Origin of the sequence: Schaalia odontolytica, from assembly GCF_031191545.1 — a bacterium.
Classification (GTDB): domain Bacteria; phylum Actinomycetota; class Actinomycetes; order Actinomycetales; family Actinomycetaceae; genus Pauljensenia; species Pauljensenia odontolytica.
This window is the reverse complement of sequence record NZ_CP133472.1, coordinates 659565-686033: the sequence shown is the minus strand read 5'-3', so window position 1 is coordinate 686033 and position 26469 is coordinate 659565. Positions and strand designations below refer to the sequence as shown.

Sequence of the window (26469 nt, the reverse complement as noted above, 5' to 3'; positions counted from 1 at the left end):
CTTATACCCCTGACTTTTCGTAAGGATCCCCATGACTACGCTCCTTGCCCTCGACATCGGTGGCACCAAGGTTGGGTGGGGCATCGTCGAGGCCGGTGACACCTACGAGGTCACCGAGCGCGGATCGATCCCCACCGACGCGATGCGCGGCGGAGCGGATGTGGCCTCGCGCATCTGCGACCTCGCCTCGTCCCTGGTCGCCTCTCACCCGGCGGTGTCTGGAGTGGCCGTCGCCAGCGCCGGCGTCGTCGACCCGGCCACGGGCGACATCGTATCCGCGACGGGTACCATGCCCGGCTGGGGAGGCACCCCCCTCGGCGCTTTGCTTCAGGAGGCGACCGGTCTGACGGTGCGCGTCCTCAACGACGTGCACGCCCACGGCCTGGGCGAGGCCACGCTGGGGGCCGGCCAGCCATACCGCGCCGTCCTGTCGATCGCGGTGGGCACCGGCATCGGCGGCGCGCTCGTCGAAGACCGCCAGGTCTCCTTCGGGTCGCGCGGAATCGCCGGACACGTCGGCCACATCCACCACCACTTCGCCCCCGACATGACGTGCTCGTGCGGCCGCAAGGGCCACATCGAGTCATTCTGCTCCGGCTCGGGCATCACGGCCTGGTACGACTCGCTGCGCAGCTCCTCCGACCCCGAGGTCGACGGCGGGCGCGCCCTCCAGGAACTTGCGCAGTCCGGCAATGCCCTGGCGGCCGCCTGCTTCACCCGCTCCGCGTTCGCGCTCGGCGAGGCCACGGCCTCGTTGGTCAACTGCGTGGACCCGGCCGCGGTCATCCTCTCCGGGTCGATGACCCGCTCGGGGGACATCTGGTGGGACGCCCTGCGCGAAGGCTTCGCGGCCAGCGCGATGACGCCCGTCGCGAACACCCCCATCCTCGTTGGTTCCCTCGGCGGCGACGCGCCGCTGCTTGGGGCCGTTTCATTCTTCCTGCACGCATAGGAGAAAACCATGCACCCGCTTATCGCCCACCTGAAGGGTAAGCTCATCGTCTCCGTCCAGGCCTACCCGGGCGAACCCATGCGCCACCCCGAGACGATGGCGCAGATCGCCCGCGCCGCAGAGATCGGCGGCGCCGCCGCGATCCGCTGCCAGGGCCTGTCCGACATTTCCGCGATCAAGGGCCGCGTCGACGTGCCCGTGATCGGCCTGTGGAAGGAAGGCCACGAGGGCGTGTATATCACGCCGTCGCTGCGCCACGCCCGCGCCTGCGTCATGGCCGGATCTGACATCGTCGCCCTGGACGCGACCGGTCGTCCCCGCCTGGACGGCCTGAGCTTCGCGCAGACTGTCGCGGCCCTGCGCGAGGACGGCACCCTCGTCATGGCTGACTGCGGCTCCTTCGAGGATGCCCAGCGTGCCGTCGATGCGGGCGTGGACATCGTCTCCACGACCCTGGCCGGCTACACGGGCGACCGCGTCAAGACCGATGGCCCCGACCTGGAACTCCTGCGCGAGGTCGTCGCCGCGTTCCCGGATGTGCCCGTGATCTGCGAGGGCCGCGTCCACACGCCCGAGCAGGCCGCCTTCGCGATGGAAGCCGGTGCCTTCGCCGTCATCGTCGGCACGGCCATCACGCACCCCACGTCGATCACGACGTGGTTCAAGGCTGCCGTAGAAGGCTGATTCTTCCTCCGCTGAAACAGTGCGCGGGCGGGTGATCAACACCCGCCCGCGCGCTACGTTTCTCTCGCGAAAAGACACGTATATTACCCGGTATGTCCGTCCCGCACTCTCGCGCTCACGCCGCCCTGCGTGCCACCTGCATCGTCTACGTGTGCCTCGGTTTTGGCACCTCCGCGTGGCTCTCGCGCCTGCCTGACGTGCGCGACGACCTCGGGCTGACTCCGGCGACGATCGGCACGATGCTGCTCATCGCCTCCCTCGGCTCTCTGTTGACACTGCCCACCTCCGGCCCGATCGTCACGAAGATCGGCGCGCGAGCCTCGGGACGCATCGGCGTGCTCATCTGGGCGATCGGCATCGTCTGCGCGGGCCTCGGGGCTCTTCACGTGTCGATCCCGCTGGCGACCACCGGCCTCGTCCTGCTCGCCGCGGGCAACGGCCTGTGGGGTGCGACCATGAACATCGAGGCGGGCCTGGTCCAGGCGGCCGTGCGCCGCACCGTCGTCCCCGTCATCCAGGCGATGTACGCGGTCGGCATGCTCGGCGGCGCACTCCTCGGCGCGCTCGCCGCTCAGCTGGGCCTGTCCCTCGGCGCCCATCTCTTCGGCCTGGCCGCCCTCGAGTTGATCGCCTGCGGGATCTCCGTTGGCTTCTACCTGACGAAGGAGGAGGTCGCGGCTCTTGCGCCCGTTCAGGACAGTGGTGAGGGGGAGAAGGCCGCGTCCTCTCGCGGCAAGGGCCTGACCCGCGTCGCCTGGCGCGAGAAGCAGACCGTCCTCATCGCCCTCATGGTGATGAGCGCGGGCCTCATGGAGGGTGCGGCCAACGACTGGCTCAACCTGTCGATGGTCGACGGCTACGGGTACTCAACCGCGGCGGCCTCGGCGGCCTTCGCGTTCTTCCTGCTCATGATGACGATCGTGCGCTTCGCGTCCCCGCGCTTGGAGGCTCGCCTGGGCTCGCCCATGCTGCTGCGCATCACCTTCACGGGCGCGGTTGTGGGCCTCCTTCTCGTGGCTTTCGCGCCACACCACGGCCTCGCGGTCGCGGGCATCGCCCTGTGGGGCATCGGCTCGGCCCTCGGCTTCCCGCTGGGCATCTCCGCGCTGTCTGTCGACCCCGTCATGACTCCCGCGCGCGTCTCGGTGCTGTCGACCGTCAACTACGGTGCGGCCCTCATCGGCCCGCCCCTGCTGGGCCTCATCGCGGACCACATCGGCTACCACCGTGCTCTGGCCTTCGTTGCCCTGCCGATCCTGCTCGCGATCGTGCTGGCCGGGCAGGTGCCCGACCGTCGCGGGACGAAGCGCACGGACCTGGCCTTCGGCGACTAGGCTTAGGGGCATGACGACCCTCGCTGATTTGACGACGCTGCGCGTGGGCGGGCCGATCGCCCGCCTCGTGCCCGCCACCTCCGCCGACGCACTCGTCGATGCTGTTCGTTCGGCCGACGCCTCGGGCGATGCCCTGCTAGTTGTGGGCGGCGGCTCGAACCTGCTGGCCTCCGACGCCCCCTTCGAGGGAACGGTCGTCGACGTGCAGCCCTTCGGCGACGTCGCATCCGTCATCCACGAGGATCCCTCCGGCTCTGTCGTCGTGCGCGCGGCCGCGGGCTCGGTGTGGGATGAGTTCGTCTCCTGGACCCTGGCCCAGGGCCTCTCCGGCATCGAGGCCCTCTCAGGCATCCCGGGCACCGTCGGTGCCTCCCCGGTGCAGAACGTGGGTGCCTACGGGCACGAGGTCTCCGAGACGATCGAGAGCGTCGAGGCCTACGATCGCCTCCACGGCCTCGTCGTGCGACTGGCGCCCGGCGACCTCGGCTTCTCCTACCGCTCCTCGGCCATCAAACGCAGCGTTGGTCAGGTGGGCCCGAATGAACGCCCGTGGGGCCCGACCGGTCGCTGGGTGGTCCTCTCCGTCGACTTCCGCCTCGAGCGCTCCCCCCTGAGTGCGCCCGTCATGTACTCCGAGCTTACCCGGCGCCTGGGCGTCGAGGCCGGGAAGCGCGCCGATGCCTCTTTGGTGCGCTCTACGGTCCTGGAGCTGCGTCGCGGCAAGGGCATGGTGCTCGATCCCGAGGATCACGATACGTGGAGCGCCGGTTCCTTCTTTACGAACCCGATCCTGCCCGAGGCCGCGGCTGCGTCCCTGCCCGAGGGTGCCCCCCGCTTTAGCGCGGGGGAGGGACTGGTCAAGACGAGCGCCGCCTGGCTCATCGACCACGCGGGCTGCGGCAAGGGCTTCCACCTGCCCGAGGCCGGGGAACCGCCGCGAGCGTCCCTGTCCACCAAGCACGTGCTGGCCCTGACGAACAGGGGCGGCGCGAGCGGTGCCGACATCGAGGCCCTGGCCCGCGCCGTGCGAGAGCGAGTCTTCGAGGCATACGGCGTGACCCTCGTTCCCGAGCCGGTCACGGTCGGGATCACCTGGTAGTTCTTGGCGGCGTCGCTGCAGACCGTGAGGTGTTGGCGTGAAGGAGTACGTGGAGGGCCTGGAAACAGAGTTCTCGACCATTGAGAGAGGGTTTGTGCACGAACAACGGCGTGCTCGCTCCGACTACGACTCCTTCGATTCCGACACGGCCGTGCGTGTGGCGTACCTGGCCTACCGCTCCGAGGCGTATCAGGTACGCATGTATGCGGTCTTTCTGCTCGGATACCTGTCGCAGGATCCGCAGGTTCTCGCTTTCCTGCGCGACGAGGTCTCAGAGGATTCGAATTGGAGGGTCCAGGAGGTCCTCGCGAAGGCCGTCGACGAGTCCTGCGCCGTCAAGGGGTATGAAGAGGCGCTTCCCGTCATCGATGAGTGGCTGAGCGATCCGCGGCCCAACGTGCGCAGAGCTGTCTCGGAAGGCTTGCGGATCTGGACCAGCCGGCCATACTTTCGTGACAATCCACAAGAGGCTATTCGCAGGCTTGCCGGGCTGCGCTCCGATGCGAGCGCATATGTCAGAAAGTCGGTGGGAAACGCGCTGCGGGACATCAGCAAAAAATACCCGGAGCTGGTCGCAGTCGAACTGGGGACGTGGGACCTGGAGACCAAGGAAGTCTCGCAGGTGTACCGCCTGGCTTCGAAGGTCATCGAACGCGGATAGCTTGGCGCGATGCGGATAGGTTATTCGCTTGCGGATAGCTTAATAGCCTATCCGCATGTCCACTACCTATCCGCGTGCGCGTAACCTATCCGCGTGCCGCGTTCTGATGAGCGACGCGCGACTACGGCGCGGGCTTGGCCGCGAGCCACGCGTCGATGTCGGCCTTCCAGGCCGCCTTGCGCGTCGGCGAGGCCAGCGACGCGTCGATCGACGAACGCGCCAGGTCCGCCAGGGCCTCGTCGGACAGCCCGAACACGTCGCGCGCGACCTCGTACTGAGCGACCAGGCGCGAGCGGAACAGCAGCGGATCGTCGGACGACAGGGCGACCGTGGCACCCGCCGAGAGCAGCGTGGGCAGCGGCACCTGAGAGAAGTCCGTGTACACGCCCAGGTGTACATTCGACGTCGGACACACCTCCAGGGCGATGCCCTCGTCGATGACGGCGCGCAGGAGCGCCGGATCTTCGCTGGTGCGCACCCCGTGCCCGAGGCGGGCCGGGGCCAGGGAAGAGACGACCTCGCGCACGGAGGAAGGCCCCAGGAGCTCGCCGCCGTGTGGGACGCCGACGAGCCCAGCGCGGCGTGCGATGCGGAACGCGGGAGCGAACGCAGCCGTGGAACCCACGCGCTCGTCGTTTGACAGGCCGAAGCCCACGACATCTCCAGGGCCGTCGCCCGCGAACGAAGCGGCCAGGCGAGCGAGGGTGCGCGCGTCCAACGGGTGCTTCATGCGCGACGCGGCGACGATCACCCCGATATCCACGCCGGTGTCCCGAGAGGCCGAGCGGGCCTCGTCGACGATGATCTCGAGCGCGGGGGTGATGCCCCCGACGAAAGGCGCGTAGCTGGTGGGGTCGGCCTGGATCTCCATGCGCACGGAGCCCTCGGCGGCGTCGTCCTCGGCGGCCTCCCGGACGAGGCGGCGCATCGCGGCCTCGGAACGCACGAGGTGGCGCGCCGAGTCGTAGGCGCGCTGGAATCGGAACCATCCGCGCCCGTCGGCAGGCATGGACGCGGCGTCGATGTGCAGCAGGTGTGGGGGCAGGCGCACGCCTTGGGTCCGAGCCATGTCCACCATGGTCGAGGGGCGCATGGCCCCCGTGAAGTGCAGGTGCAGGTGAGCCTTGGGCAGGGTCGTGAGGTCACGCCTGCCCGACGGGGTGGGGTGCGGGGCAGTCAGGTTAGGGACAGCGGGCGAGCCCACGGTCTAGTACTCCCCGAGCCAGATGACGATGTCGCGCATCAATCCGGGGCCTTCGGGCTCGTTGAGCAGCTCGTGGTAGGCACCGTCCACGATGCGCAGGTGAATGTCGGCGTTCGGGTTCGCAGCGCGTGCCGCGCGAACGAGCTCGCGCGATCCGCGCAGATCCGCCATCCGGTCGTTCGAGCCGTGCATGACGAGCGTCGGGGTGCGCAGGCGGTTGGCGTGCGCGATGACCTCGTCGCCCTGAATGATCATGGTCGCGCCCGTCAGGATCGGCACGCCGCCCTTGTAGGTGAGCGGATCGGCGTCGAAGTCGCGCTGGACCTGCGGGTCGCGCGACAGGGGAGAGACCTCCATGTTGGAAGCCCCCTTCGCCACGACGAGGCCGGGGCGCAGCCTCGCGATCGGCGCCAGCCTGCGTGCTTGGGAGGGGGAGACGTGGGGGAGGGGGCGCAGCGCGGGCGCGGACAGGACGGTGCCGCGCAGCCGCGTCGGGTCGAGGATCGTCGACGCGGCCGCGATGATGCCGCCCATCGAGTGTCCGAACAGGAACAGGTCCGGGGTGCGTGCGTGGGCGAGTGTCGCCCGGCGGGCGTCGCCGAAGTCGCGAATGAGCGCGCCCACGTCCACGCGGGCGCGGGGGCCCTCGGAGGTCCCGTGGCCCGCGTGGTCGTAGTAGGCGACGTCGTAACCGGCGCGGGTGAGCGCGGAGCGCAGGTGGGCGTAGCGCCCACAGTGTTCCGCGTACCCGTGGGCAAGGAGGACCGTCCCCAGGAGGGCCTCCCGCGCTGTCCGTTCGAACGAGACGTGCATCAGGCGAAAAGCTCCTGCACGCGGGTGATGCCCTCGACGAGGTCGTCGTCGGCCAGGGCGTAGGAGAAACGCAGGAAGCCGGAGGGGCCGAAGGCCTCGCCCGGAACGGCCGCAACCTCAACCTCGTCGAGGATCAGGTCGGCGAGCTCGCCCGACGTGTTGGCGACGCGTCCGCGGATCTCGCGACCCAGCAGGCTCTCAACCGAGGGGTACGCGTAGAACGCGCCCTTTGGCGTGGGAACGTCGAAGCCGTCAATCTGACGCAGCATGTCGACGATGAGGCGGCGGCGACGATCGAAGGCGACGCGCATCTCGTCCACGGCGTCCAGGGAACCCGACACGGCGGCGCGGGCGGCCTCCTGGGCGACGTTGTTGACGTTGGAGGTCAGGTGCGACTGGAAGGACAGCGCGGCCTTGATGACGTCGGAGGGGCCGATCATCCAGCCCACTCGCCAGCCGGTCATCGCGTAGGTCTTGGCCACGCCGTTGAGGATGATGGCCTGGTCGGCCAGCTCGGGCACCAGCTTGACGATGTGGGCGCTCTGAGCGTCCTCGTACAGCAGGTGCTCGTAGATCTCATCCGAGATGACCCAGATGCCGTGCTCGAGTGCCCACTGGCCGATCGCCGTCAGCTCGGCGGGGGTGTAGACGCTGCCCGTCGGGTTCGACGGCGAGCACATGAGCAGCACCTTCGTGCGCTCGGTGCGTGCGGCCTCCAGCTGCTCGACGCTCACCTTGTAGTCCTGGTCGGCGCCCGCGAAAACCTCGACGGGGGTCGCGCCGGCGAGCTTGACGACCTCGGGGTAGGTGGTCCAGTAGGGGGTCGGCAGGATCGCCTCGTCGCCGGGGCCCAGCAGGGCGGCGAACGCCTGGAACACGGCCTGCTTGCCGCCGTTGGTGACGACGATGTCTGCGGGGGAGACCTCGTAGCCGGAGTCGCGCAGGGTCTTGGCGGCGATGGCTTCACGCAGCGCGGGCAGGCCGGCGGCGGGCGTGTAGCGGTGCATCGCGGGGTTGCGCGCGGCCTTCACGGCGGCCTCGACAATGTAGTCGGGCGTGGCGAAGTCGGGCTCGCCGGCACCGAAGCCGATCACCGGGCGACCGGCGGCCTTGAGGGCCTTGGCCTTCGCGTCCACGGCCAGGGTCGCGGACGGGGTGATGGCGTTGAAACGATCAGAGACACGGGTGCGAGGAGTATTGGTCACCCCTCCATGGTCCCACGTCGCGCGTGCGTGCGGCGGGGAGCGCACGCGATGTGTGCGTGGTCTACCTCTCATTCGCGAGGTCGGGGCTGGTATTTCGCGGCACTCGACTCGCTGGCGGGCTTCTCGGTTGGACAAAAGGCTGCCTTATCCACTAATGTTCGTCAGGCAGGTTTTCCTGCGTAGGGCAGTGGCGCAATTGGTAGCGCACCGGTCTCCAAAACCGGCGGTTGTGGGTTCGAGTCCCGCCTGCCCTGCGGATTAGGCTGATCATTTTCGTAGGAGGATTCCCATGGCCGATCGTGTTGCCTCGGATGCCGAATCCTCGCGCCGAGATCGCACTAAGAGCGCAGCGACTCGCAAGCGTAGCGAGGCTGCCACGGAGCAAAACAAGCGCCCCGGTTTCTTCGCAGGCATCTGGCTCTTCTTCAAGCAGGTCATTGACGAAATGAAGAAGGTCACCTACCCGACGGGTTCCGAGACCTGGACCTACTTCCTCGTCGTCGTTGTGTTTGTCGCCGCAATCATGGCTTTCGCTGGCCTACTCGACTTCGGATTCGGTAAGCTAAGCGCATTGATCTTCGGCTGAGACCGACGAACCCGCCCGCAGGACACTGCAGGCGGGTTTCTTCTACGGTCCGGCCCCACTCGCAGGAGGGAAACACCGTGAGCGACGAAAAGTACACCGAGGAACAGATTCTCGAGGCCGCCCAGGACAGCGTCGAGCAGGAGGCCGTCGAGCCTCAGGCTGGCGAGCAGGTCTCCGATGCTGCCGAGGAGGTGACCGGAGAGGTCGCCACCGAGGAGGTCGCGTCCGAGGAAGAAGCCCCGGCCTCGTCCGAAGAGGAAGCGATCGCCAAGCTGCGCCGCAAGCTCTACGCCTCCCCCGGCGACTGGTACGTCATCCACACCTACTCCGGACACGAGCGCAAGGTGAAGGCGAACCTCGAGCAGCGCATCACCACGCAGAACATGGAAGACTACATCTTCGCCGTCGAGGTCCCGGACGAGTACGTCATGGAGTACCGCGGCAGCGCGAAGAAGCGCGTGCGTCACGTGCGCATCCCCGGCTACGCGATCGTCTGCATGGACTTCAACGAGGCCTCGTACCGCGTCGTCAAGGAGACGCCCGCTGTCACCGGCTTCGTGGGCGACCAGCACAACCCGGTGCCGCTCTCGATCGACGAGGTCGTCATGCTCCTGACGCCCAACGTTCTCGAGGAAGCCGCCGAGGCCGCCAAGGATCAGCCCGCCCCCATCCAGGTTGTCCAGACCCAGTACGAGGTCGGCGAGATCGTCACCGTCACCGACGGACCTTTCGAGACCATGTCCGCCACCATCTCCGAGATCATGCCGGAGACCCAGAAGCTCAAGGTCCTCGTCACCATCTTCGAGCGCGAAACGCCGCTCGAGCTCGGCTTCGACCAGGTGGAGAAGCTCGAGCAGTGACATCACGCACCCGGACTTGGGATCAAGACCGGAATCGCGTTATGATTCACTTTTGTGTGCGTAGGGCGCACTATGCCCACTGAGACCCAGTGAGCTGACGTCCAACGCTCCACCCTGACCGACAGCCGTCGGCCAGAACTTCAGAAGAAAGACCCGCATTCATGGCACCGAAGAAGAAGGTCACCGGCCTGATCAAGCTTCAGATCGCAGCCGGCGCCGCCACCCCCGCACCGCCCGTCGGCCCCGCTCTGGGCCAGCACGGCGTGAACATCGTTGAGTTCACCAAGGCGTACAACGCGGCTACCGAATCTCAGCGCGGAAACATCATCCCCGTCGAGATCACCGTCTACGAGGATCGTTCCTTCACGTTCGTCCTCAAGACGCCGCCCGCCGCTGAGCTCATCAAGAAGGCTGCTGGCATCCAGAAGGGTTCCGGCACCCCCAACACCGTCAAGGTTGGTTCGATCACGATGGACCAGGCTCGCGAGATCGGCCAGTCCAAGATGGCTGACCTCAACGCCAATGATGTCGAGGCTGCTGCCAAGATCATCGCCGGCACCGCCCGCTCCATGGGCATCAACGTCGAGGGCTGACCTCAACCAACCCCCCCGTGGTAGGGCATGCGCTGCCCGACACCCACGACTGCAAGGAGAAGAAGCAGAATGACCAAGCGCTCCAAGAGCTACCGCGCAGCGGCCGAGAAGGTCCACGCGGACGTGCTGTACACCCCCTTCGAGGCCATGAAGCTGGCCAAGGAGACCACCGTCACCAAGTTCGACTCGACCGTTGAGGTCGTCTTCCGACTCGGTGTCGACCCCCGTCAGGCGGACCAGATGGTCCGTGGCACCGTTTCCCTGCCGCACGGCACCGGCAAGACCGCCCGGGTCTTGGTCTTCGCCGTTGGTCCGCGCGCTCAGGAAGCGATCGACGCAGGCGCCGACGAGGTCGGCGGCGACGAGCTCATCGAGAAGGTTGCCAAGGGCTACACCGACTTCGATGTCGCCGTTGCTACCCCCGACCTGATGGGCAAGGTTGGCCGCCTCGGCCGCATCCTCGGCCCCCGTGGCCTCATGCCGAACCCCAAGACTGGCACCGTGACCATGGACGTCGCGAAGGCCGTCAAGGAGATCAAGGGTGGCCGCATCGAGTTCCGCGTCGACAAGCACGCCAACCTGGCGTTCATCGTCGGCAAGGCCTCCTTCACCGCCGAGCAGCTGACCGAGAACTACGCCGCCGTCCTGGACGAGGTGCTGCGTCTGAAGCCGACCTCCTCGAAGGGCCGCTACCTGCTCAAGGGTGCCGTCGCCACGACGATGGGTCCCGGCATCCCCGTGGATGTCACCAAGGTCAAGGACCTCATCGAGAAGTGAGTCTAGCTCGCTGATCAAGCATTCGGTCCCCGCGCAGCGCCGCTGCGCGGGGACTCTCTTTTTGCGTGACGATCTGCTTCCGGGAAGCTTAGTGACGCACGGATGCGGTAAGGGACATAGGTCACATGTTATAGCTTGGTGTGTAGGGTAGCCTTAGTTCACTTCTGCAAACCTATGTTCTTGAAGGGGCGCACAATGTCTCAGGTTGCGGGTCTGGGTGTCACCAAGGCGCGCTCAGTCGTCACGATTGGTGCTTTTACCGCCGTCTACTTTGTCCTCATGTGGTGCTCGGGAATGCTGGGCTTCTTCGGGCCGGCGTTCATGTTCGTTGGCGGCGTGGTGAGCCTCCTGCTCAACGGTTCGGTCGTCATGCTCATGCTCGTGCGCTCGCGCATGTTCGGCACTCTCACGATCATGGGGGCTGTCGTCGGCCTCCTCATGGTTCTCACCGGCCACGCTTGGGTCACCCTACCGGTCGCCGTCGTTCTCGGTTTCTTGGCAGATCTCATCGCACGGGGCGGCGGCTACGTGTCGGCGCCCCGTAATATCGCGGCGTACGTGCTGTTCTCACTGTGGGGAATCGCCCCCCTGTCCCCGGTCTTCTTCGCGCCCGACCCCTACTTCGCCGACATTGCCGCGTCGATGGGGCAGGACTACGCGGACGCCATGCGCGCTCTGTTCAGCCCAGCCGTGATCGTTGGGTGGAGCGTCATCATGTCCTTCGTCGCGTGTGGTGGTGGCCTCATCGGTCGCTTCCTTTTGCGCAAGCACTTCGCGAAGGCCGGCGTTGCCTGAGATCTCTCCCGCTCAGACAGCCCCGGGTGCCAAGGCGAGCAGGCTGGACCCACGCACGAAGCTCCTTGCCCTCCTCGTGCTCAACGCGCTTGTCATGCGCGCGAGCCCCACGTCCACGCTCCTTGCGGTCCAACTGCTCGCGGTGGTCGCCCTCGCGTGGGAGGTCTCCGTCAGGTCCGCAGTGAAAACGGGGGCCGGGTGTCTTGCCTGTAACGCCCTCGGGCTGGGGGCTCCCTACCTCGTGTCGTGGGTGCAGGCGGCGGGCTGGCCTCGGGGTGTGGTTGTCACGATCGGCACATTCGGCGTGATCTTCTACTGGTTTGCGCGCTTCTTCGCGGGCTTTGGCCTGGCCCTCTACGTGTACCGCACGACGAAAATCGGTCAGATGAAAGCGGCACTACGCGCGGTTCACCTGCCGCGCGTCTTCGTCGACGCTCTCGCGGTCGCTTTCCGTGTGATCCCCACGGTCAGCGCCGAGGCCGTCGCCATCTGCGAGGCGATGTCCATGCGCGGCGTTGACCTGGGGCTGCGCGGCGTGCTGCGCCACCCGCTCGTGATCGCCGAACGATTCCTGGTCCCCCTCCTATCCTCCGTCGCGCGCGTCGCCGACGACCTGGCGGCCTCGAGCATCGTCCGCGGCCTCGGGACCGCAACGCCACCCACCTCCCTGGTGGTGCTGCGCGCCACGCGCTGGGATGCCCTCGCGCTCGCCTGCGCGGCAGCTGTCCTGACGCTTGAGTACTTATGCTACCTGGGGGTTCTACCGTGATCGATGTCGACGGCCTGTCCTTCTCCTACGTCAACGCGCTGACGGGGGAGCGGGTCGACGCGCTCAATGGCGTCGACCTGGAGGCCGAGCCGGGGACCTTGACCCTGGTGTGTGGCGCGTCCGGCTGCGGAAAGTCGACGCTCATGCGCGCGCTGACCGGCCTCATTCCTCAGATGACGCCGGGCGACCTGTCGGGGACGGTGCGGATCAACGGACGGGAGCTCGCCGAGGTCCCCCTCGCGGAGGTCGGACACCTGTCCTCGTCGGTCTTCCAAAACCCGCGCACCCAGTTCTTCTGCGACACGGTCGCCGAGGAGCTGGCCTTCTGCGGCGAAAACTACGGGAAGGAGCGGGCCGTCCTACGCGAACAGAGCGACCGGGCGGCCGCACTCATGGGGATCACTCACCTCATGGATCGCAAGCTCTCGTCCCTGTCGGGCGGGCAGCTCCAGAAGGTCGCGCTCGCCTGCGCGCTCGCCTCCGGCGCGCCGGTCCTCCTGGCCGACGAGCCGACCTCGAACCTGGACCCCGCCGCGATCGCCGACGTGCGACGGGCGCTGGGCATCCTCAAGGAGCAGGGCCTGACGGTCGTCGTCGTCGAGCATCGCCTCCACTTCCTGCGAGGCCTCGCCGATCAGGTGCTCCTCGTGGAAGGGGGAACGGTGAAGCGGCGCTGGAGCGGCGAGGACTTCTATTCGATGGGCGAGGAGGAACGCCGTTCGCTTGGCCTGCGAACCCTCGCCGATCCCGGAGCGCCCGAGGCCTGGGTGACCCCACGGTGCGGCGAGGCGCGGGAGGAAGGCACGCGCGTCGAAGATGCGCGACTATCGTGCCGAAACCTGTGCTTCTCCTACGGCGACAATACTGTGTTCGAGGGGCTCGACGCAGACTTTCCGGCCGGGCAGATCACCTGTATCGCCGGAGCGAACGGCGCCGGAAAGACGACCCTCGTGCGTGCGCTGTGCGGGCTTGCGGCGCCGAGCGGCGGAACCATCAGCCTGGACGGCCGTCCCACCTCTCGCAGGCAGCGTCGGGCGGCCTGCGCCCTCGTCATGCAGGACACTGGACGCCAGCTCTTCTCGGACACGCTTGCGGGTGAGCTCACCATTGGCGCGTCGCGCGCCGATGGTGAGGACGGAGAACGGCTCCTGGCGGACTTTGACCTCGCGCAACTGGGGGACCGTCATCCCCTGAGCCTGTCCGGCGGACAGAAGCAGCGCCTCGTCATCGCGGCGGCGCGCGCCACGCGGCGACCCGTCGTCATCCTCGACGAACCCACGTCGGGCGTCGACGCCAGGCACCTCGACTCCATTACCACCACCCTGCGACGCATCGCGGACGAGGGGGCGGCCGTCATAGTCGTCACCCACGACGGGGAGTTTGCCTCGATGTGCGCCGACCGACTCATCACCCTGACGCCGATGGATGCATCACGAAACCGAGAAGGAGACACCCCATGACCTCCACCAACCAGGGGCGGGCCGAACGCGAAGATGAGCGGGCATCGTCCTCGCGGAGCGCGCAAGCCGACGATCCCCGAGCGGGGCATCGGGCGGGCAAGCGTGCCTTCAAGGAGCTCACCGCCCCCATCCGCGTCTCGATGACGCTCGCACAGGTCCTCGGCACCCTCTACGGCGCGCTCGCGGTCGCGCCCTATGCCATCCTCATCCAACTTGGCGAAGTGCTGCTCGCTGCAGGGAGGTCGGGCGTCTCCCCTGACCGAGGCGAGGTGATGGAACTACTCATGTGGCTCACGGGGGCCTTCGGACTTCGCTACGGCATCTACTTCGTGGCCCTGACTCTCACCCACCTGGCGGACGTGCGATTCGGCCACATCGTGCGCTCGCGCATGGTCGATGTCCTCGCCGCCGCGCCTCTGGCGTGGTTCACCTCTACGAACTCGGGGGCCGTGCGCAAGGCGATCCAGGATGATACGCACGATGTACACACGGTCATCGCGCACGCTCCCGTCGAATCCGCTGCCGCCGTCAGTGCTCCCCTGTCCCTGCTTGTCTACTCCTTCGTCGTCGACTGGCGGCTCGGCCTGCTGTCGGTCGCCACCGTGCCGATCTACGGCATCATCAACGCGTGGATGATGCGGGGGATGGGAGAGAAGACCGTCGAGATGGACCGGCACCTGAGCCGCGTGTCGGCCACGATGGTCGAGTTCGTCTCCGGCATCAGCGTCGTGAAGGCCTTCGGAACCGTGGGGCGCGCGCACGAGCGCTTCACACGGGCTGCCGACGACTTCTCGCGCTTCTACGTCGCCTGGTGCGGCCCCCTGTTGAAAGGATCCGCGCTGGGGCAGGCCACCGTGTCCCCCTCGATGATCCTTCTCATCTCGACGGCGGGAGGGGCGGCGCTCGCGGCCGCGGGCGTCGTCAGCCCCGTTCAGGTCATCACCTGCGCGCTCATCGCCCTCGTCATCCCTGCTGCCATCGAGGTCCTCGGAACGACGGCCTGGTCCTACCAGATCGCGGGAGCCGCCGCGCTGCGCATCGTCGATCTCCTCTCCGTGGCACCGTTGCCCGCCGAGGGCACCGAGCAACCCGAGGGAGCGGACGTGGACATAGACGGGGTGTCCTTCTCCTACGGACCCACGCTCGCCCTCGATGACGTCACCCTGAGGATCCCCGAGGGGACGGTTACTGCGCTGGTGGGGGCATCCGGGTCGGGAAAGTCGACGCTTGCGACGCTGGTTGCACGCTTCGCCGATCCGGACAGTGGAAGCGTGCGAATCGGGGGAGTCGACGTGCGCGACGTTGCCCCCGGCGTCCTCTACCGTCACGTGTCCTTCGTCCTCCAGGACCCCCAGCTTCTCGACATCTCCGTGCGCGACAACATCGCGCTCGGAGCTCGGGGCGCCAGCGACGAAGCGGTGTGGGCGGCCGCCGGGGCCGCGCGCATCGACGACTATGTGCGTTCTCTGCCCCGAGGTCTCGACACCGTCATCGGCGAGGACGCCCACCCATCGGGAGGGCAGGCGCAGCGAATCGCGATCGCGCGGGCCCTCCTCGTCGACGCTCCGATCCTCGTGCTTGACGAGGCCACCGCCTTCACGGACCCGGAAGCAGAAGCCGATATTCAGGCGGCGCTGACCCGCCTCGTGCAGGGGAAGACGGTCCTGGTCATTGCGCACCGCGCAGCGTCCATCGCCGGCGTCGACCAGATCGCCATCCTTGACGCGGGTCGCATCATCGCGATGGGCACGCCCGACCAGCTCGCCGACCACCCCTACATGCGGCGCATGAGCACGCCCGCGAAAGGACACTGACATGTTCGGCCTCATCTCCCAGCTACGCGAACCCCTCTCCGAGCAGGGGCGAGCCGACTTCGCCCAGGCGAGCGTCCTGTCCTGCATCGTCGGCGTGGTGCGCGGAGTCTCCCTGGTTGCTTTTATCCCGGCCTCCATTGCCCTGACCTCGGGCAATCCCGCGTGGGGCATGAGTCTGCGTGCCTGGCTCATTGCCTTGGCCGCATGCGCTGCGCTCTCCTTCGTCGCAGAGTATCTGCTGGCCATGCGCTCCTACTCGGTGGCCTTTGACTTCCTGTCCAACATGCACCGCGCGATCGGGGACAAGGTGGCATCCCTGCCGCTGGGATCGTTCCGGGCGGAGTCGGCTGGAAAGACCTCGCGCCTCGTGTCGCGCGAACTTATGGTGCTGGGCGAGATCTTTGCCCACATGTACTCTCCCCTGATCGCCTCGATAGTCACATCGCTGACGATGCTCGTCGGCATCACCGTCTTCTCGCCGGTCCTCGGGGTGGTGTGCGTGGCTTCGATTCCCATCGTCGGCGGGGGAGTCTGGGTGGCCCGCCTGTGCCTTCAATCGGGTTCCGCGTTGAAGGAGCCGCCCGCCCGTGAGCTGTCTCACCGCATCGTCGAGTACGCGACCAAGCAGGGAGCGCTGCGCGCGTGCGGGCGCTCATCCTCCTACGAGCCTCTCCAACGAGCCGAAAACGCTTACGGGGCAGCTGCCCGCCGCTCTCTCATCAGGGAAACCCTCGGCCAGATTGTCAACGGCATGGCCGCGCAGGTTGTCGTCGTCTCGCTGATATGCGCGATCGGTCTCCTGGCAGTCGGGAAGAGCGTCGGCCCCGTGGAGGCCATCGTCGCCATCGGCCTGCTCCTACGCTTCACTCAGGTGCTCGTTGACGTTGGCATCCTCACCTCGGCTTTCGAGACGCGTCGTCCCGTCCTGGACCTCAGCCACGAGATCCTCTCCGCCCCCGAGCTGCCCGTCCCCGCTCACGGGGTGACGGGCGAGGAGGTTGACGCCGCGTTGAGTGGAAGCGTTTCCTTCGAGGAGGTGAACTTCTCCTACGAGGCCGACCGTCCTGTGCTTCGTGGGGTCTCCTTCCGAGTCGAACCGGGGACCATGACGGCGATCGTGGGTCCCTCGGGCTGCGGCAAGACGACGATCGCGCGCCTGGTTGCGCGTTTCTACGACGTGGACGGTGGTGTCGTGCGTCTCGGCGGGCATGACGTGCGCGACTGGGACACGGCGGAGCTGATGGCGCAGCTCTCCCTCGTATTTCAGGACGTCTACCTCTTCGATGACACTCTCGAGGCCAACGTCGCGGTTGGTCGCCCCGACGCCGGTCGCGCGGCGATTGAAGAGGCAGCCCGCCTGAGCGGAGTCGACGAGATCGTCGCCCGTCTGCCGCTCGGCTGGAACACTCCCGTCGGTGAGGCCGGTCGGGCACTGTCCGGCGGCGAACGCCAGAGGGTCTCCGTCGCCCGGGCACTCCTGAAGGCGGCGCCCGTCGTTCTCTTCGACGAGGCGACGAGCGCCCTGGACCCCGAGAACGAATCGCGCGTCACCGACGCCATGGCAGCCCTGCGGCGCGACGCGACCCTCATCGTCATCGCGCACAAGCTCGACACGATCACGGCCGCCGACCAGATCATAGTCCTCGGCCATGATGGGCGCGTCGCGCAAATTGGCACCCACGAGGAGCTCTATGCGCAATCCGGCGGCCAGTACCGGGCCTTCTGGGAAGCCCGATCCCGCGCAGCCGGCTGGCGTCTCGTGCAGTCGCGGTAGAGCTCAACGAGGCACATGCGTTCCCTGGGCAGACTCGGGGTAGCGGTCGCCAGTACGAGGAAGTGCCCTGAGCTGAGCGTCAGCGTACAGACACATCGGCCTCGTGCGACGACCGGACTGCCAGTGCGCGCCGGTGTTCTTGCCCGAGCCTCGTCTGTGATGCTCGCCCCGTTGCTTGCGAGCCGTTGCGCACCCTGTTAAGCTGATCTGTGCCGAAGACCGTTGGTGTCCACGATAGTGGAGGAAAATCCAACGCAGGTGAGTGAGTAGCCTTGTGCTGCAATCGAGCGTACGCCCGACACGATCCTGCGTGTCGGGTTTTTTCTTACCCACGGTCACGTATCTGGAAGGAGGACCATGGCGAAGTCCGACAAGGTGGCAGCAGTTGCCGAGCTCGTGGAGCGTTTCCGCGCAGCCGACGCCGTCCTGCTGACCGAGTACCGCGGCCTGACCGTCGGCCAGCTGAAGCAGCTGCGTCGCGGCCTGGGCGAGAACGCGACCTACGCCGTGGCAAAGAACACGCTGGCGCGCCTGGCTGCCAAGGAGGTCGGTCTCGACTTCCTGGCTGAGGACCTCAAGGGTCCCACGGCCATCGCTTTCGTCTCCGGCGAGCCCGTCGAGGCTGCCAAGACCCTGCGTGATTTTGCTAAGGACAACCCCGCCCTCGTGCTGAAGTCCGGCGCGATGGACGGCGCTCCCCTGAGCGCTGAGGGTGTCAAGAAGCTTGCCGATCTCGAGTCCCGTGAGGTCCTGCTGGCCAAGGCCGCAGGCGTCCTCAAGGCCAAGATTGGTCAGGCGGCGTTCGCATTCAACGCTCTGCCCGTCAAGGCAGTGCGCACCATCGATGCTCTGCGTGAAAAGCAGGGCGAGGCGGCCTGACGAGACAGGCCATGTTCCACGCCGTCACCCTGGCCGCGTGAAACTACCCAACAATCTGCACTCGTGCAGGCCAATTAGGAAGGATGCCACTCATGGCTAAGCTCTCCAATGACGAGCTCATCGCAGCTTTCAAGGAAATGACCCTCATCGAGCTCTCCGACTTCGTGAAGCTCTTCGAGGAGACCTTCGACGTCGAGGCCGCTGCCCCCGCAGCCGTCGCCGTTGCCGCCCCCGCCGGTGACGCCCCCGCCGAGGAAGAGAAGGACGAGTTCGAGGTCGTCCTCGAGTCCGCCGGTGACAAGAAGATCGCCGTCGTCAAGGTCGTCAAGAACCTGGCCGGCCTGGGTCTGAAGGAAGCCAAGGACCTGGTTGACTCCGCGCCCTCCACCATCTTCCCCGCCGCGAAGAAGGAAGACGCCGAGAAGGCCAAGGCTGAGATCGAAGAGGCCGGCGGCAAGGTCACCCTTAAGTGACGTTCCCCGTCTGAATCGTTCAGACTTTCACCCCTCGTTGGGTGAGCAAGCCCCGTCCCGCATCCGCGGGGCGGGGCTTGACGCATGCGTGGGGGCGTTGTGTTGCTTGTGGCACCACCGGTGTTCCGGGCGCCGCGGTCTGTTTGGGCCGGGCTGCTTGGTGTGCCCGTGGGCGGCGGCCTGCCCGCGAGCCGTCCGCGCCGCGAGCCTTCGGCTCGGCGCGTCGTCTCGAAGCCCGGCCAGGCCCCGCCGCCGCCCACGGGCACCGCAGCCAGGTCCTCCGGTCTCTCCGGTGCCCTCCACACCAGTGGGGCCTGGTGTGCTGAGTACGATTCGCCTCGTCTCGAAGCCTAGCTATGGCCGTCAACCAGCAAGTTCGCACGTAATTCTTCTATGACTCATTCAAACATCGACCTTACATCGCTGGAATTGCAACGTTTTTGAGGCGTCTCGAAAAATGACCGCGTTAAATTACGTGCGAGATTTGCCTGGTTGTGGCGTCGTTACTGCCCGCGTGGTGCCGCACCCAAGCTCGCTGGTTCTCCCGGTGGCCTCCACACCGGTGGTGATGGGGGTTTGGCAGCATTAGAAGCTGGCTGCCGGCGTGTCGTCGGCGTGTCGCGGTTCTAATGGTGCGATTCCCCCCAATTGGCGGCGATGAGCCCGCGACTTGAGGCGGTGTCGTCATCAAACTGCAGACCGATCGAGTGGAAACGCCCAAAACAAGCCTTTTGGCTGAATCAGGCTGTGTGTGTGGATAGGTTGTTGCTATCCGGATAGGTTGTGAGCATCCGGATAGCTTATTAACCTATCCGGATCGTCGTAACCTATCCGGATCGCCAGACTGCCCGGTCAGGGACATCTGCGTGCCTGATCGGCGGGCCCGCGTGCTCTGGCGTGTTTTTCACGTGCCCGCGACACGGGAACTTTCTTCCGCTTGACCATGACGTGACGTGAGGCTTCAGAATCATTTCCATGAGCGACGACAACATTTTCTACACCGTCGGCGAGGTCGCTGAGCGATTCTCCTTGACGGTGCGAACGCTGCATCACTGGGAGGCCCGAGGCCTCCTCGCTCCCGCCGAGCGAAGCTGGTCGAACTACCGGCTCTACTCAGCCGAGGATTGTGCCCGCGTCCAAAGGATCATCATCTACCGGGCGACCGGGATGGGGCTGACGGACATCAAGGCTCTTCTCGATTCCGGCGAGTCGGGGATCTCCCACCTGAAGCGGCAACGAGAAAGGCTCATCGCTCACCGTCAAGAGACGGACATGATGATCGAAGCACTCGACATACTTCTGGAGGATGCAATGAACGACAACGCGCTGACCGTCGAACAGATCGGGGAGATTCTGGGGGACGCCGACTTCGCGGCCCACCAGGCGCGAGCCGAGGAATGCTACGGCGAGACCGACGACTGGAAAGAGTGGCACCGCCGCACCGCCTCGTGGCAGGCGGGCGACTGGCATGCGAGCACCGAGCGAATCCGCAGGATCGAATCGGACATGATCGATGCCATTCGCGCACGCGTCGCCACTGACAGCGACAGGGCCGTCGAGCTCGTTGATGCACACCGGGACGCGCTGAGCGAGTACTTCCCCGTGAGCCCAGCGAAGCACTACCTCATTTCTCGTGCCTACCTGTGCGATGAAAGCTTCCGCTCCCACTACGACTCTCAGCAGGAGGGCTTTGCTCAGTGGCTCGCGGACGCAATCGAGCACGTCGCAGTTGCGCGCGGCGTCGATACGGACGACCCGCAGTGGCGTTGATGCGGAGCTTCCCGCTCTGAGAGCGCTGGACCCGCAGCCTCGAGTGAGGGCTGCGGGTCAGGCGCTTCGACTAGCCGCGCAAGCCTGAGCGGCACGGAGAAGTGCGTGCCTCCTAGGGGCGCAGCAGCAGCCGCCCTCCTGCGTGATGCGCAGCATAGCGGTGGAGCTGTATCCGGCTTGCCAGTTTCGCGCCGCCTCTGCTAGTATCTTCTCTTGTCGCAATCCTGCGTAGCTCAACGGCAGAGCATCCGACTGTTAATCGGACGGTTACTGGTTCGAATCCAGTCGCAGGAGCTTCTCATTCCCCGGTCCTTGTGGGCCGGGGAACTTTTTGCTCATCTGCTGTGACTCGCGCCCAGCGCTGGCCCATGAAGCGTGCCGTTCAACCCGCCCAGCCGCGGGAGTCAGACCGGGCTGGGGCGATGCGTTCTGCTGGAACTAACGCGGTCGCATCGCCCATACAGCGACACCTGTCCCTCACCCGCGACCAACACGTTTTTTCTGTAACCACAGCGTTCTGCGAGCCGGGTTCTCGGATAACCGAGATAGTATCGACGGCGCAGACATCGCGCAGTGGAGCGCCGCCGGAGTTGGACAGTACCGTTCAACGGCTTCGCTGGCCTCCGCCCACGCTGCCGCGAGTACGAAAACAATCGGAAGGTATGGATCCATGGCGAGCGATCCCTCCACTCAACCCGGCCACGGCGGCGCGGACGCCACCGCGACGGCGCAGGCATCTATTCCCCAGGCGGTGGATGCGCTCGGGGCCACCGGCGGCGCGCAGGCGAGGAATTCTGGCGCAGGAGCGCACCTGCTCAGCGTGGATGAGGCCTCGGCCCCCGTCCACGCGGCCGGCGCCGACATGGTCAAGAGGCTTCTGGCTGGACGACCGTTTTACATCAGTCACCGGATGGGAGGAACCGAGTATCCGGAGTTCACTCAAAAGGGACTCGACGCCTCGCTCCGAGCCGGATTCACAGCGCTTGAGGTCTCCTTGCGACGCTGCGCGTCGGGGGAGTTTGTCGCGATCCACGATTGGACCACCGCTCGAACCGTGCCGGGAACCAAGTATCAGATTTGGAACACTCCGTGGTCGACGCTGCGCACCCTGCGTCAGGGGGCGGGGCCTTTCATGCGCCTGACGGACATCGTTGCGCGCATCCCCGCCAACGTCGTCCTCGCCATCGACCATAAGACAACCTCTTCCCAGGACCAGAAGAACAAGGGGGATCTGGCTTCCGAAAAGGCTCTTTTCGAGTACCTCCACAGGGCATTCGGAGGCCACCCCGAGCGACGCGTCCTGTGGAAGACCTTCGCCAAGGGCACGAGTGCAACGCGAGCCAAGGCGCGCGGATATCGGACGATGGCCATGCTGTACCCTGCCGAGGTGGCGGGGGCGCGGCTCGCCCAGTGGGACGTCCTCGGCATGGAATGGAATGCGGGAGCGCACGTGTGGAAGACCCTGGCGGCGGCAAAGAAGCCGACAATAGCGCACATCATTACCAATGCCGGGCAGGTGAAGCGAGCCCTCGCAAATGGAGCATCTGGCTTGATGGCCTCGTATCCGTCGAGGGTGCACCCGTAGCCATCAGGCGACGAGGCAGAATATGCGGGAGGATCTGGTTGAGGCTGTGCTGCGGGTCGTCGAGGCGGTACCGCCGGGGCGGGCGGTGACCTACGGGATGATTGCTGCGGCTCTTGGGACGGGGCCTCGGGTGGTTGGCCTCATCATGCGTGATTGGGGAGAGAACGTCCCGTGGTGGCGCGTCGTGAACGTTCACGGAACTTTTCCAACAACCGTTCGGGGTGAGGGAGTTTCTGAGTGGGAGAGAGAGGGGATGCCTCACGATCCGCATCGCGGAAAACTGCTGCTCAGTGAATGCGTCGTCGAGCAGGATTGGCTCAACGCTGTCGCGCGGGCTGTCGTTGAAAAAGTGCGAAATGACCTCGAATTGTCAGGATGATTGGCATCCTTGTTCGATTACGATTTGATTACGTGATCCCCGATTTGGGTCGCGCGATCTCCTGTGATGCCTTACGCTAAGGGGGACGCCGAAGAGGGCGATTCCTCGGAACAGTGACCGTTAGCGTTAACGAAGCCGGGGGAGCAAACTCCAGAAACAGAGAAGTTACTGGTACCCAAGGGGTGAGAAGTGACGAACTTACTAGAGCTAAAGGGGATCTCAAAGACGTTCCCCGGAGTGAAGGCGCTGTCCGACGTGGACCTCGACCTTCGACCCGGTGAAGTCTTGGGTCTCTGCGGTGAGAACGGAGCGGGCAAGTCCACGCTCATGAAGGTGCTCACCGGTATACACAAGTCCGACCCGGGCGGCGAGATCTGGCTGCAGGGGAAGAAGGTCGACATTCAGTCGCCGGAGCACGCACGTGACCTCGGCTTGTCGATCATCCACCAGGAACTCAACATCGTTCCTGACCTGACCGTCGCCCAGAACCTGTACATCGGTCGACCCGGTACATCCAAGTTTGGATACGTCGACGACCGGAAGATGGTTCGTGATGCGCGCGAGCTCTTCGAGCGCCTCAACATGGACATCGATCCCACCGCCCACTGTCGCGACCTGCCCGTCGCGCGCCTGCAGATGGTGGAAATCGCGCGAGCGCTGTCCTTTGATTCGAAGATCCTGGTCATGGACGAGCCCACGGCTCCTCTGACCACGACCGAGACCGAGTCTCTCTTTGAGCTGGTGCGCGACTTCGTGTGCCCGACGACCGGTCTGATCTTCATCACGCACCGCATGCCCGAGCTCACCGAGCTCACCAACCGCATCTCGGTCCTGCGCGATGGCAAGTACATCGGCACAGTGGACACGGCCTCGACCCCCATGAGTGAGGTCGTCAAGATGATGGTCGGTCGCGAGGTCCCGGCGGACGCTCGCCCCACCACCCAACCGCTCTCCGACGAGGCCGTTCTGCGCGTCGAGCACCTCTCGACCGTCAAGGCTGTCCACGATGTCTCCTTCGAGGTCAAGAAGGGCGAGATCTTCGGATTCGCGGGCCTGGTCGGCGCCGGCCGCACCGAGGTCGCGCGCGCCCTGTTCGGAGCTGACCCCCACACCGCGGGCGACATCTACGTCCACGGAAAGAAGGTCTCGATCAAGAGCGCGACCGACGCCGTGAAGAACGGCATCGGCTACCTGTCCGAGGACCGCAAGCAGTTCGGTTTGCTCCTGGACAAGGACCTGTCGTTTAACACGGGCATGGCTGCCATGGATCACTTCACGAAGGGGTCCGTCGTTGCCGTCAAGAAGCTGCGCGAGGTCGCTCAGGACTACGTGAAGAAGCTGCGTACACGCACCCCCACCGTCGACGTTGAGGTCCGTAGCCTCTCGGGCGGTAACCAGCAGAAGGTCGTCGTGGCCAAGTGGCTCGAGCGTGATACCGACATCCTGATCTTCGACGAACCGACACGCGGTATCGACGTGGGCGCGAAGGACGAGATCTACACGCTGCTTGAAGACCTGGCGAAGCAGGGCAAAGCCATCATCGTGATCTCCTCGGAGCTACCCGAGGTCCTGCGTCTGGCGAACCGCATCGCCGTCATGGCCCACGGCCGCATCATCGGCACCCTCTCCAACGAGGAAGCCACCCAAGAAAACATCATGGAACTGGCCACCGTCGGCCAGGAAGAAGCGAACGGAGTACACGCGTGAGCACCGCCGCCGTCGATAACAAGGGCCTGGAGGCGCCGTCGCCTTTCAAGACCTTCATGAAGAACAACATGCAGCTGCTGCTCGTGACGCTGGCGCTGCTGGTCGTTCTGGCATTCTTTAGCTTTGCAGTGCCCAACTTCGCGTTCGTGAATCGTGAGGTGTACCTGGGCATCGTCCTGCAGTCCGCCTACATCGGCGTCATGGCCCTGGGCGCAACCTTCGTCATCGCTACTTCCGGCATCGACCTCTCCGTTGGTACCGGCCTGAGCCTCGTGGCCGTTATGGCCGGTGTTTTCCTGGCGGGCGACAAGATGAACCTGCCGCTCGGTGCGGGCCTGGTCCTCACCCTCCTCGTCGGCATGGCGATTGGCCTGGTCAACGGCCTGAACATTTCGATCCTGGGTCTGCCGCCCTTCATCGCAACGCTCGCGATGATGATGGTTGCCCGAGGCCTCGCCCTGATCATCTCCGACAAGGCGTCGATCTCGATCGCGAACCCGGGCTACAAGTACATCGCCTCCGGCATGCTCATCCCGTACGTCGCCAACGCCGTCCTCATCTTCGTCCTCCTCACGATCCTGGCGACCTTCCTCATGAACAAGACGCTGCTGGGCCGCTACGCCCTCGCGATTGGCTCCAACGAGGAGGCCACGCGCCTCTCGGGCGTCAACGTGCGCCTGTGGAAGATCATCATCTACGTCGTTGCGGGTGCCTTCATGGCCATCGGCGCCGTCCTCTACTCTGCCCGTGGTGGCCTTGTCCAGCCCGCCGAGGGCGTGGGCATGGAGCTGAACGTCATCGCCGCGGCCGTCATCGGCGGTACCTCCCTGTCGGGTGGCCGCGCCTCGATCCCCGGCGCTCTGGTCGGCGCGATCCTCATGGAGACCCTCAAGAAGGGCCTCACCATGATGGGTATCGCCGCCGAATGGCAGTTCGTCGTCACCGGTATCGTCCTGCTCCTGGCGGTCGTCATCGACAACCTGCGTCGCATCCGCGAAAACGCAGCCTGATTCTTCATCCATCCCAATTACACCCGTGAACCAATGCCGGTTCACCCCTCCAGATAGGCGGGATCCTCCCGCCTCCCACGAAAGGAAAACCAATGCGCCCCATCGGACGTATCTTCGCCGCCGCCGCCGTCGGTTCCATGGCCCTGGGCCTGGCTGCCTGCACGACTTCGACGGACTCCTCCGCTTCCTCGGACTCCAAGCCCAGCGAGAGCTCGGGCTCCGCTAAGGTTGACACCTCCGGCGACATGCAGGACTGGGAGAAGGCCGCGGTCAAGGGTGATGGCACCAAGACCATCTACCTAGTCTCCAAGGGCTTCCAGCACCGCTTCTGGCAGGCAGTGAAGGAAGGTGCCGAGCAGGCCGGTGACGAGCTGGGCTACAAGGTCAACTTCGTCGGCCCGCAGGACGAGACCAAGGTGACCGAGCAGACCGATCAACTGAAGTCCGCGCTGGACTCCGGCCCGGCTGCCATCGGCTTCGCCGCCCTCGACTCCAAGGCTGCCGCTGACCTGCTGTCGGAGATCGATGGAAAGGGCATCCCGGTCGTCGCCTTCGACTCCGGTGTTGAGTCCGACATCCCCGTCACCACCGTCCAGACGGACAACAAGGCCGCCGCCGCTGAGGCCGCCAAGCACATGATCGAGCTGCTCAAGGGCAAGAAGGGCTCGGTCGGCATGGTCTGCCACGACTCGACCTCCACCACGGGCAAGCAGCGCTGCGAGGGCTTCAAGGAGTACTTCAAGGCCAACGCTCCCGCGGACCTGAAGCTCCTCGACGAGCAGATCGCCGGTGAGGTCACCAAGGCCGCCGACACCTCGCTGTCCATCATCCAGGCCAACTCCGACATCGTCGGCATGTACGGCTCCAACGAGGCCGCGGCTTCGGGCATCGTCCAGGGTGTTGCTGAGTCTGGCAAGGAGCTCTCCGTCGTCGGCTTCGACTCGGGCAAGACCCAGATCGACGCCATCAAGGCCGGCACCGAGGCTGGTGCCGTGACCCAGTCGCCCGTCAAGATCGGCTACTACACGGTCAAGGCTGCCGTCGCCGCCCTCAACGGCGCTGAGCTGCCCGAGGTCATCGACTCCGGCTTCGCTTGGTACGACAAGACCAACATTGATAACGCTGACATCAAGGCGAACCTGTACGAGTGAGTCGCTAGCTGAATCGGGCACGAGGCCGGGGCCGGGGAAGTGACAAACTGAACCGGTGGCCCGCCGCGGGTCCCGCTCCACGAGGGTGGGGAGGGTCCCGCGGACCCGGCACTTTTTCATTCGAAGGATCCGAGG

The 26469-nt window shown here is 65.9% G+C and carries 25 protein-coding genes and 2 tRNA genes; 24 read left to right on the top strand and 3 right to left on the bottom strand.

What is annotated here, in order from left to right; genetic code table 11:
• Positions 1 to 31 precede the first annotated feature (31 nt).
• The 5 genes from RDV55_RS02985 (at position 32) to RDV55_RS02965 (ending at position 4730) form a co-directional block, all read left to right on the top strand.
• Positions 32 to 952: an ROK family protein gene (locus RDV55_RS02985; protein ID WP_111824374.1), complete on the top strand. Its 921-nt coding sequence runs from the start codon at positions 32 to 34 to the stop codon at positions 950 to 952.
• Between the two features lie 9 nt (positions 953 to 961).
• Positions 962 to 1636, top strand: a complete 675-nt coding sequence (locus tag RDV55_RS02980) for an N-acetylmannosamine-6-phosphate 2-epimerase (RefSeq protein WP_111824373.1) — start codon at positions 962 to 964, stop codon at positions 1634 to 1636.
• Between the two features lie 92 nt (positions 1637 to 1728).
• Positions 1729 to 2970 carry an MFS transporter gene (locus tag RDV55_RS02975; RefSeq protein WP_111824372.1) on the top strand — a complete coding sequence of 414 codons (1242 nt, stop codon included), beginning with the start codon at positions 1729 to 1731 and terminating at the stop codon, positions 2968 to 2970.
• Positions 2971 to 2980: 10 nt separating this feature from the next.
• On the top strand, positions 2981 to 4069 hold the full coding sequence (locus tag RDV55_RS02970) for a UDP-N-acetylmuramate dehydrogenase (RefSeq protein ID WP_111824371.1): 1089 nt from the start codon (positions 2981 to 2983) through the stop codon (positions 4067 to 4069).
• A 37-nt stretch (positions 4070 to 4106) separates the two neighbouring features.
• A complete protein-coding gene (locus tag RDV55_RS02965) occupies positions 4107 to 4730 on the top strand; it encodes a HEAT repeat domain-containing protein (RefSeq protein ID WP_111824370.1) in 624 nt (207 codons plus the stop codon).
• A 121-nt stretch (positions 4731 to 4851) separates the two neighbouring features.
• On the opposite strand, the gene RDV55_RS02960 is transcribed toward RDV55_RS02965, so the two are convergent.
• From RDV55_RS02960 to RDV55_RS02950, 3 genes are read right to left on the bottom strand one after another with little or no spacing between them, the layout of a single operon-like run.
• The gene (locus tag RDV55_RS02960) at positions 4852 to 5934 is read right to left on the bottom strand and encodes an adenosine deaminase (RefSeq protein WP_111824369.1); all 1083 of its coding nucleotides are present in this window, start codon (positions 5932 to 5934) and stop codon (positions 4852 to 4854) included.
• Positions 5935 to 5937: 3 nt separating this feature from the next.
• On the bottom strand, positions 5938 to 6747 hold the full coding sequence (locus tag RDV55_RS02955) for an alpha/beta hydrolase (protein WP_111824368.1): 810 nt from the start codon (positions 6745 to 6747) through the stop codon (positions 5938 to 5940).
• Positions 6747 to 7952 (bottom strand): pyridoxal phosphate-dependent aminotransferase, encoded by a 1206-nt coding sequence (locus RDV55_RS02950; RefSeq protein ID WP_111824367.1) that lies wholly within the window; start codon positions 7950 to 7952, stop codon positions 6747 to 6749. The genes RDV55_RS02955 and RDV55_RS02950 overlap by 1 nt, the downstream gene beginning before the upstream one ends.
• Before the next feature lie 181 nt (positions 7953 to 8133).
• Between RDV55_RS02950 and RDV55_RS02945 the strand changes: the two genes are divergently transcribed.
• The 19 genes from RDV55_RS02945 (at position 8134) to RDV55_RS02855 (ending at position 26334) form a co-directional block, all read left to right on the top strand.
• A tRNA-Trp gene (locus RDV55_RS02945) sits at positions 8134 to 8206 on the top strand.
• A 35-nt stretch (positions 8207 to 8241) separates the two neighbouring features.
• The gene (secE, locus tag RDV55_RS02940) at positions 8242 to 8538 is read left to right on the top strand and encodes a preprotein translocase subunit SecE (RefSeq protein ID WP_111824366.1); all 297 of its coding nucleotides are present in this window, start codon (positions 8242 to 8244) and stop codon (positions 8536 to 8538) included.
• A gap of 77 nt (positions 8539 to 8615) precedes the next feature.
• Complete coding sequence (nusG, locus tag RDV55_RS02935) at positions 8616 to 9398, top strand: transcription termination/antitermination protein NusG (RefSeq protein WP_111824365.1); 783 nt, start codon at positions 8616 to 8618, stop codon at positions 9396 to 9398.
• Positions 9399 to 9559: 161 nt separating this feature from the next.
• Complete coding sequence (gene rplK / locus RDV55_RS02930; protein ID WP_003792281.1) at positions 9560 to 9991, top strand: 50S ribosomal protein L11; 432 nt, start codon at positions 9560 to 9562, stop codon at positions 9989 to 9991.
• A 69-nt stretch (positions 9992 to 10060) separates the two neighbouring features.
• Complete coding sequence (gene rplA, locus RDV55_RS02925; RefSeq protein WP_309187986.1) at positions 10061 to 10768, top strand: 50S ribosomal protein L1; 708 nt, start codon at positions 10061 to 10063, stop codon at positions 10766 to 10768.
• A 195-nt stretch (positions 10769 to 10963) separates the two neighbouring features.
• Complete coding sequence (locus RDV55_RS02920) at positions 10964 to 11563, top strand: MptD family putative ECF transporter S component (RefSeq protein ID WP_111824340.1); 600 nt, start codon at positions 10964 to 10966, stop codon at positions 11561 to 11563.
• Entirely contained in the window at positions 11556 to 12332 is a 777-nt protein-coding gene (locus RDV55_RS02915; protein WP_111824341.1) for an energy-coupling factor transporter transmembrane component T family protein, read from the top strand. The genes RDV55_RS02920 and RDV55_RS02915 overlap by 8 nt, the downstream gene beginning before the upstream one ends.
• Entirely contained in the window at positions 12329 to 13792 is a 1464-nt protein-coding gene (locus RDV55_RS02910; protein ID WP_111824342.1) for an ABC transporter ATP-binding protein, read from the top strand. Before RDV55_RS02915 ends, RDV55_RS02910 begins: the two co-directional genes overlap by 4 nt.
• Entirely contained in the window at positions 13789 to 15606 is a 1818-nt protein-coding gene (locus RDV55_RS02905) for an ABC transporter ATP-binding protein (RefSeq protein WP_111824343.1), read from the top strand. Before RDV55_RS02910 ends, RDV55_RS02905 begins: the two co-directional genes overlap by 4 nt.
• Before the next feature lies 1 nt (position 15607).
• Entirely contained in the window at positions 15608 to 17380 is a 1773-nt protein-coding gene (locus RDV55_RS02900; RefSeq protein ID WP_111824344.1) for an ABC transporter ATP-binding protein, read from the top strand.
• 357 nt (positions 17381 to 17737) lie between these two features.
• On the top strand, positions 17738 to 18259 hold the full coding sequence (rplJ, locus tag RDV55_RS02895; protein WP_111824345.1) for a 50S ribosomal protein L10: 522 nt from the start codon (positions 17738 to 17740) through the stop codon (positions 18257 to 18259).
• A gap of 92 nt (positions 18260 to 18351) precedes the next feature.
• On the top strand, positions 18352 to 18732 hold the full coding sequence (rplL, locus tag RDV55_RS02890; protein WP_111824346.1) for a 50S ribosomal protein L7/L12: 381 nt from the start codon (positions 18352 to 18354) through the stop codon (positions 18730 to 18732).
• 975 nt (positions 18733 to 19707) lie between these two features.
• Positions 19708 to 20502, top strand: coding sequence for a MerR family transcriptional regulator (locus RDV55_RS02885; protein WP_111824347.1), 795 nt, complete (start codon positions 19708 to 19710; stop codon positions 20500 to 20502).
• 222 nt (positions 20503 to 20724) lie between these two features.
• A tRNA-Asn gene (locus tag RDV55_RS02880) sits at positions 20725 to 20796 on the top strand.
• 376 nt (positions 20797 to 21172) lie between these two features.
• Positions 21173 to 22087: a glycerophosphodiester phosphodiesterase gene (locus RDV55_RS02875; protein WP_111824348.1), complete on the top strand. Its 915-nt coding sequence runs from the start codon at positions 21173 to 21175 to the stop codon at positions 22085 to 22087.
• Positions 22088 to 22109: 22 nt separating this feature from the next.
• Positions 22110 to 22466, top strand: a complete 357-nt coding sequence (locus tag RDV55_RS02870; RefSeq protein WP_111824349.1) for an MGMT family protein — start codon at positions 22110 to 22112, stop codon at positions 22464 to 22466.
• Between the two features lie 189 nt (positions 22467 to 22655).
• Entirely contained in the window at positions 22656 to 24173 is a 1518-nt protein-coding gene (locus RDV55_RS02865) for a sugar ABC transporter ATP-binding protein (RefSeq protein ID WP_111824350.1), read from the top strand.
• Between the two features lie 56 nt (positions 24174 to 24229).
• A complete protein-coding gene (locus RDV55_RS02860; RefSeq protein WP_111824363.1) occupies positions 24230 to 25183 on the top strand; it encodes an ABC transporter permease in 954 nt (317 codons plus the stop codon).
• Positions 25184 to 25275: 92 nt separating this feature from the next.
• The gene (locus RDV55_RS02855) at positions 25276 to 26334 is read left to right on the top strand and encodes an ABC transporter substrate-binding protein (RefSeq protein WP_111824351.1); all 1059 of its coding nucleotides are present in this window, start codon (positions 25276 to 25278) and stop codon (positions 26332 to 26334) included.
• Positions 26335 to 26469 lie beyond the last annotated feature (135 nt).

Excerpts from the sequence above, each read along its gene's own strand:
- RDV55_RS02985 (WP_111824374.1), top strand. The coding sequence starts at position 32 with ATGACTACGCTCCTTGCCCTCGACATCGGTGGCACCAAGGTTGGGTGG.
- RDV55_RS02980 (WP_111824373.1), top strand. The coding sequence starts at position 962 with ATGCACCCGCTTATCGCCCACCTGAAGGGTAAGCTCATCGTCTCCGTC.
- RDV55_RS02975 (WP_111824372.1), top strand. The coding sequence starts at position 1,729 with ATGTCCGTCCCGCACTCTCGCGCTCACGCCGCCCTGCGTGCCACCTGC.
- RDV55_RS02970 (WP_111824371.1), top strand. The coding sequence starts at position 2,981 with ATGACGACCCTCGCTGATTTGACGACGCTGCGCGTGGGCGGGCCGATC.
- RDV55_RS02955 (WP_111824368.1), bottom strand. The coding sequence starts at position 6,747 with ATGCACGTCTCGTTCGAACGGACAGCGCGGGAGGCCCTCCTGGGGACG.
- secE (WP_111824366.1), top strand. The coding sequence starts at position 8,242 with ATGGCCGATCGTGTTGCCTCGGATGCCGAATCCTCGCGCCGAGATCGC.
- rplK (WP_003792281.1), top strand. The coding sequence starts at position 9,560 with ATGGCACCGAAGAAGAAGGTCACCGGCCTGATCAAGCTTCAGATCGCA.
- rplA (WP_309187986.1), top strand. The coding sequence starts at position 10,061 with ATGACCAAGCGCTCCAAGAGCTACCGCGCAGCGGCCGAGAAGGTCCAC.
- RDV55_RS02920 (WP_111824340.1), top strand. The coding sequence starts at position 10,964 with ATGTCTCAGGTTGCGGGTCTGGGTGTCACCAAGGCGCGCTCAGTCGTC.
- RDV55_RS02905 (WP_111824343.1), top strand. The coding sequence starts at position 13,789 with ATGACCTCCACCAACCAGGGGCGGGCCGAACGCGAAGATGAGCGGGCA.
- RDV55_RS02900 (WP_111824344.1), top strand. The coding sequence starts at position 15,608 with ATGTTCGGCCTCATCTCCCAGCTACGCGAACCCCTCTCCGAGCAGGGG.
- rplJ (WP_111824345.1), top strand. The coding sequence starts at position 17,738 with ATGGCGAAGTCCGACAAGGTGGCAGCAGTTGCCGAGCTCGTGGAGCGT.
- rplL (WP_111824346.1), top strand. The coding sequence starts at position 18,352 with ATGGCTAAGCTCTCCAATGACGAGCTCATCGCAGCTTTCAAGGAAATG.
- RDV55_RS02885 (WP_111824347.1), top strand. The coding sequence starts at position 19,708 with ATGAGCGACGACAACATTTTCTACACCGTCGGCGAGGTCGCTGAGCGA.
- RDV55_RS02875 (WP_111824348.1), top strand. The coding sequence starts at position 21,173 with ATGGCGAGCGATCCCTCCACTCAACCCGGCCACGGCGGCGCGGACGCC.
- RDV55_RS02870 (WP_111824349.1), top strand. The coding sequence starts at position 22,110 with ATGCGGGAGGATCTGGTTGAGGCTGTGCTGCGGGTCGTCGAGGCGGTA.
- RDV55_RS02860 (WP_111824363.1), top strand. The coding sequence starts at position 24,230 with ATGAAGAACAACATGCAGCTGCTGCTCGTGACGCTGGCGCTGCTGGTC.
- RDV55_RS02855 (WP_111824351.1), top strand. The coding sequence starts at position 25,276 with ATGCGCCCCATCGGACGTATCTTCGCCGCCGCCGCCGTCGGTTCCATG.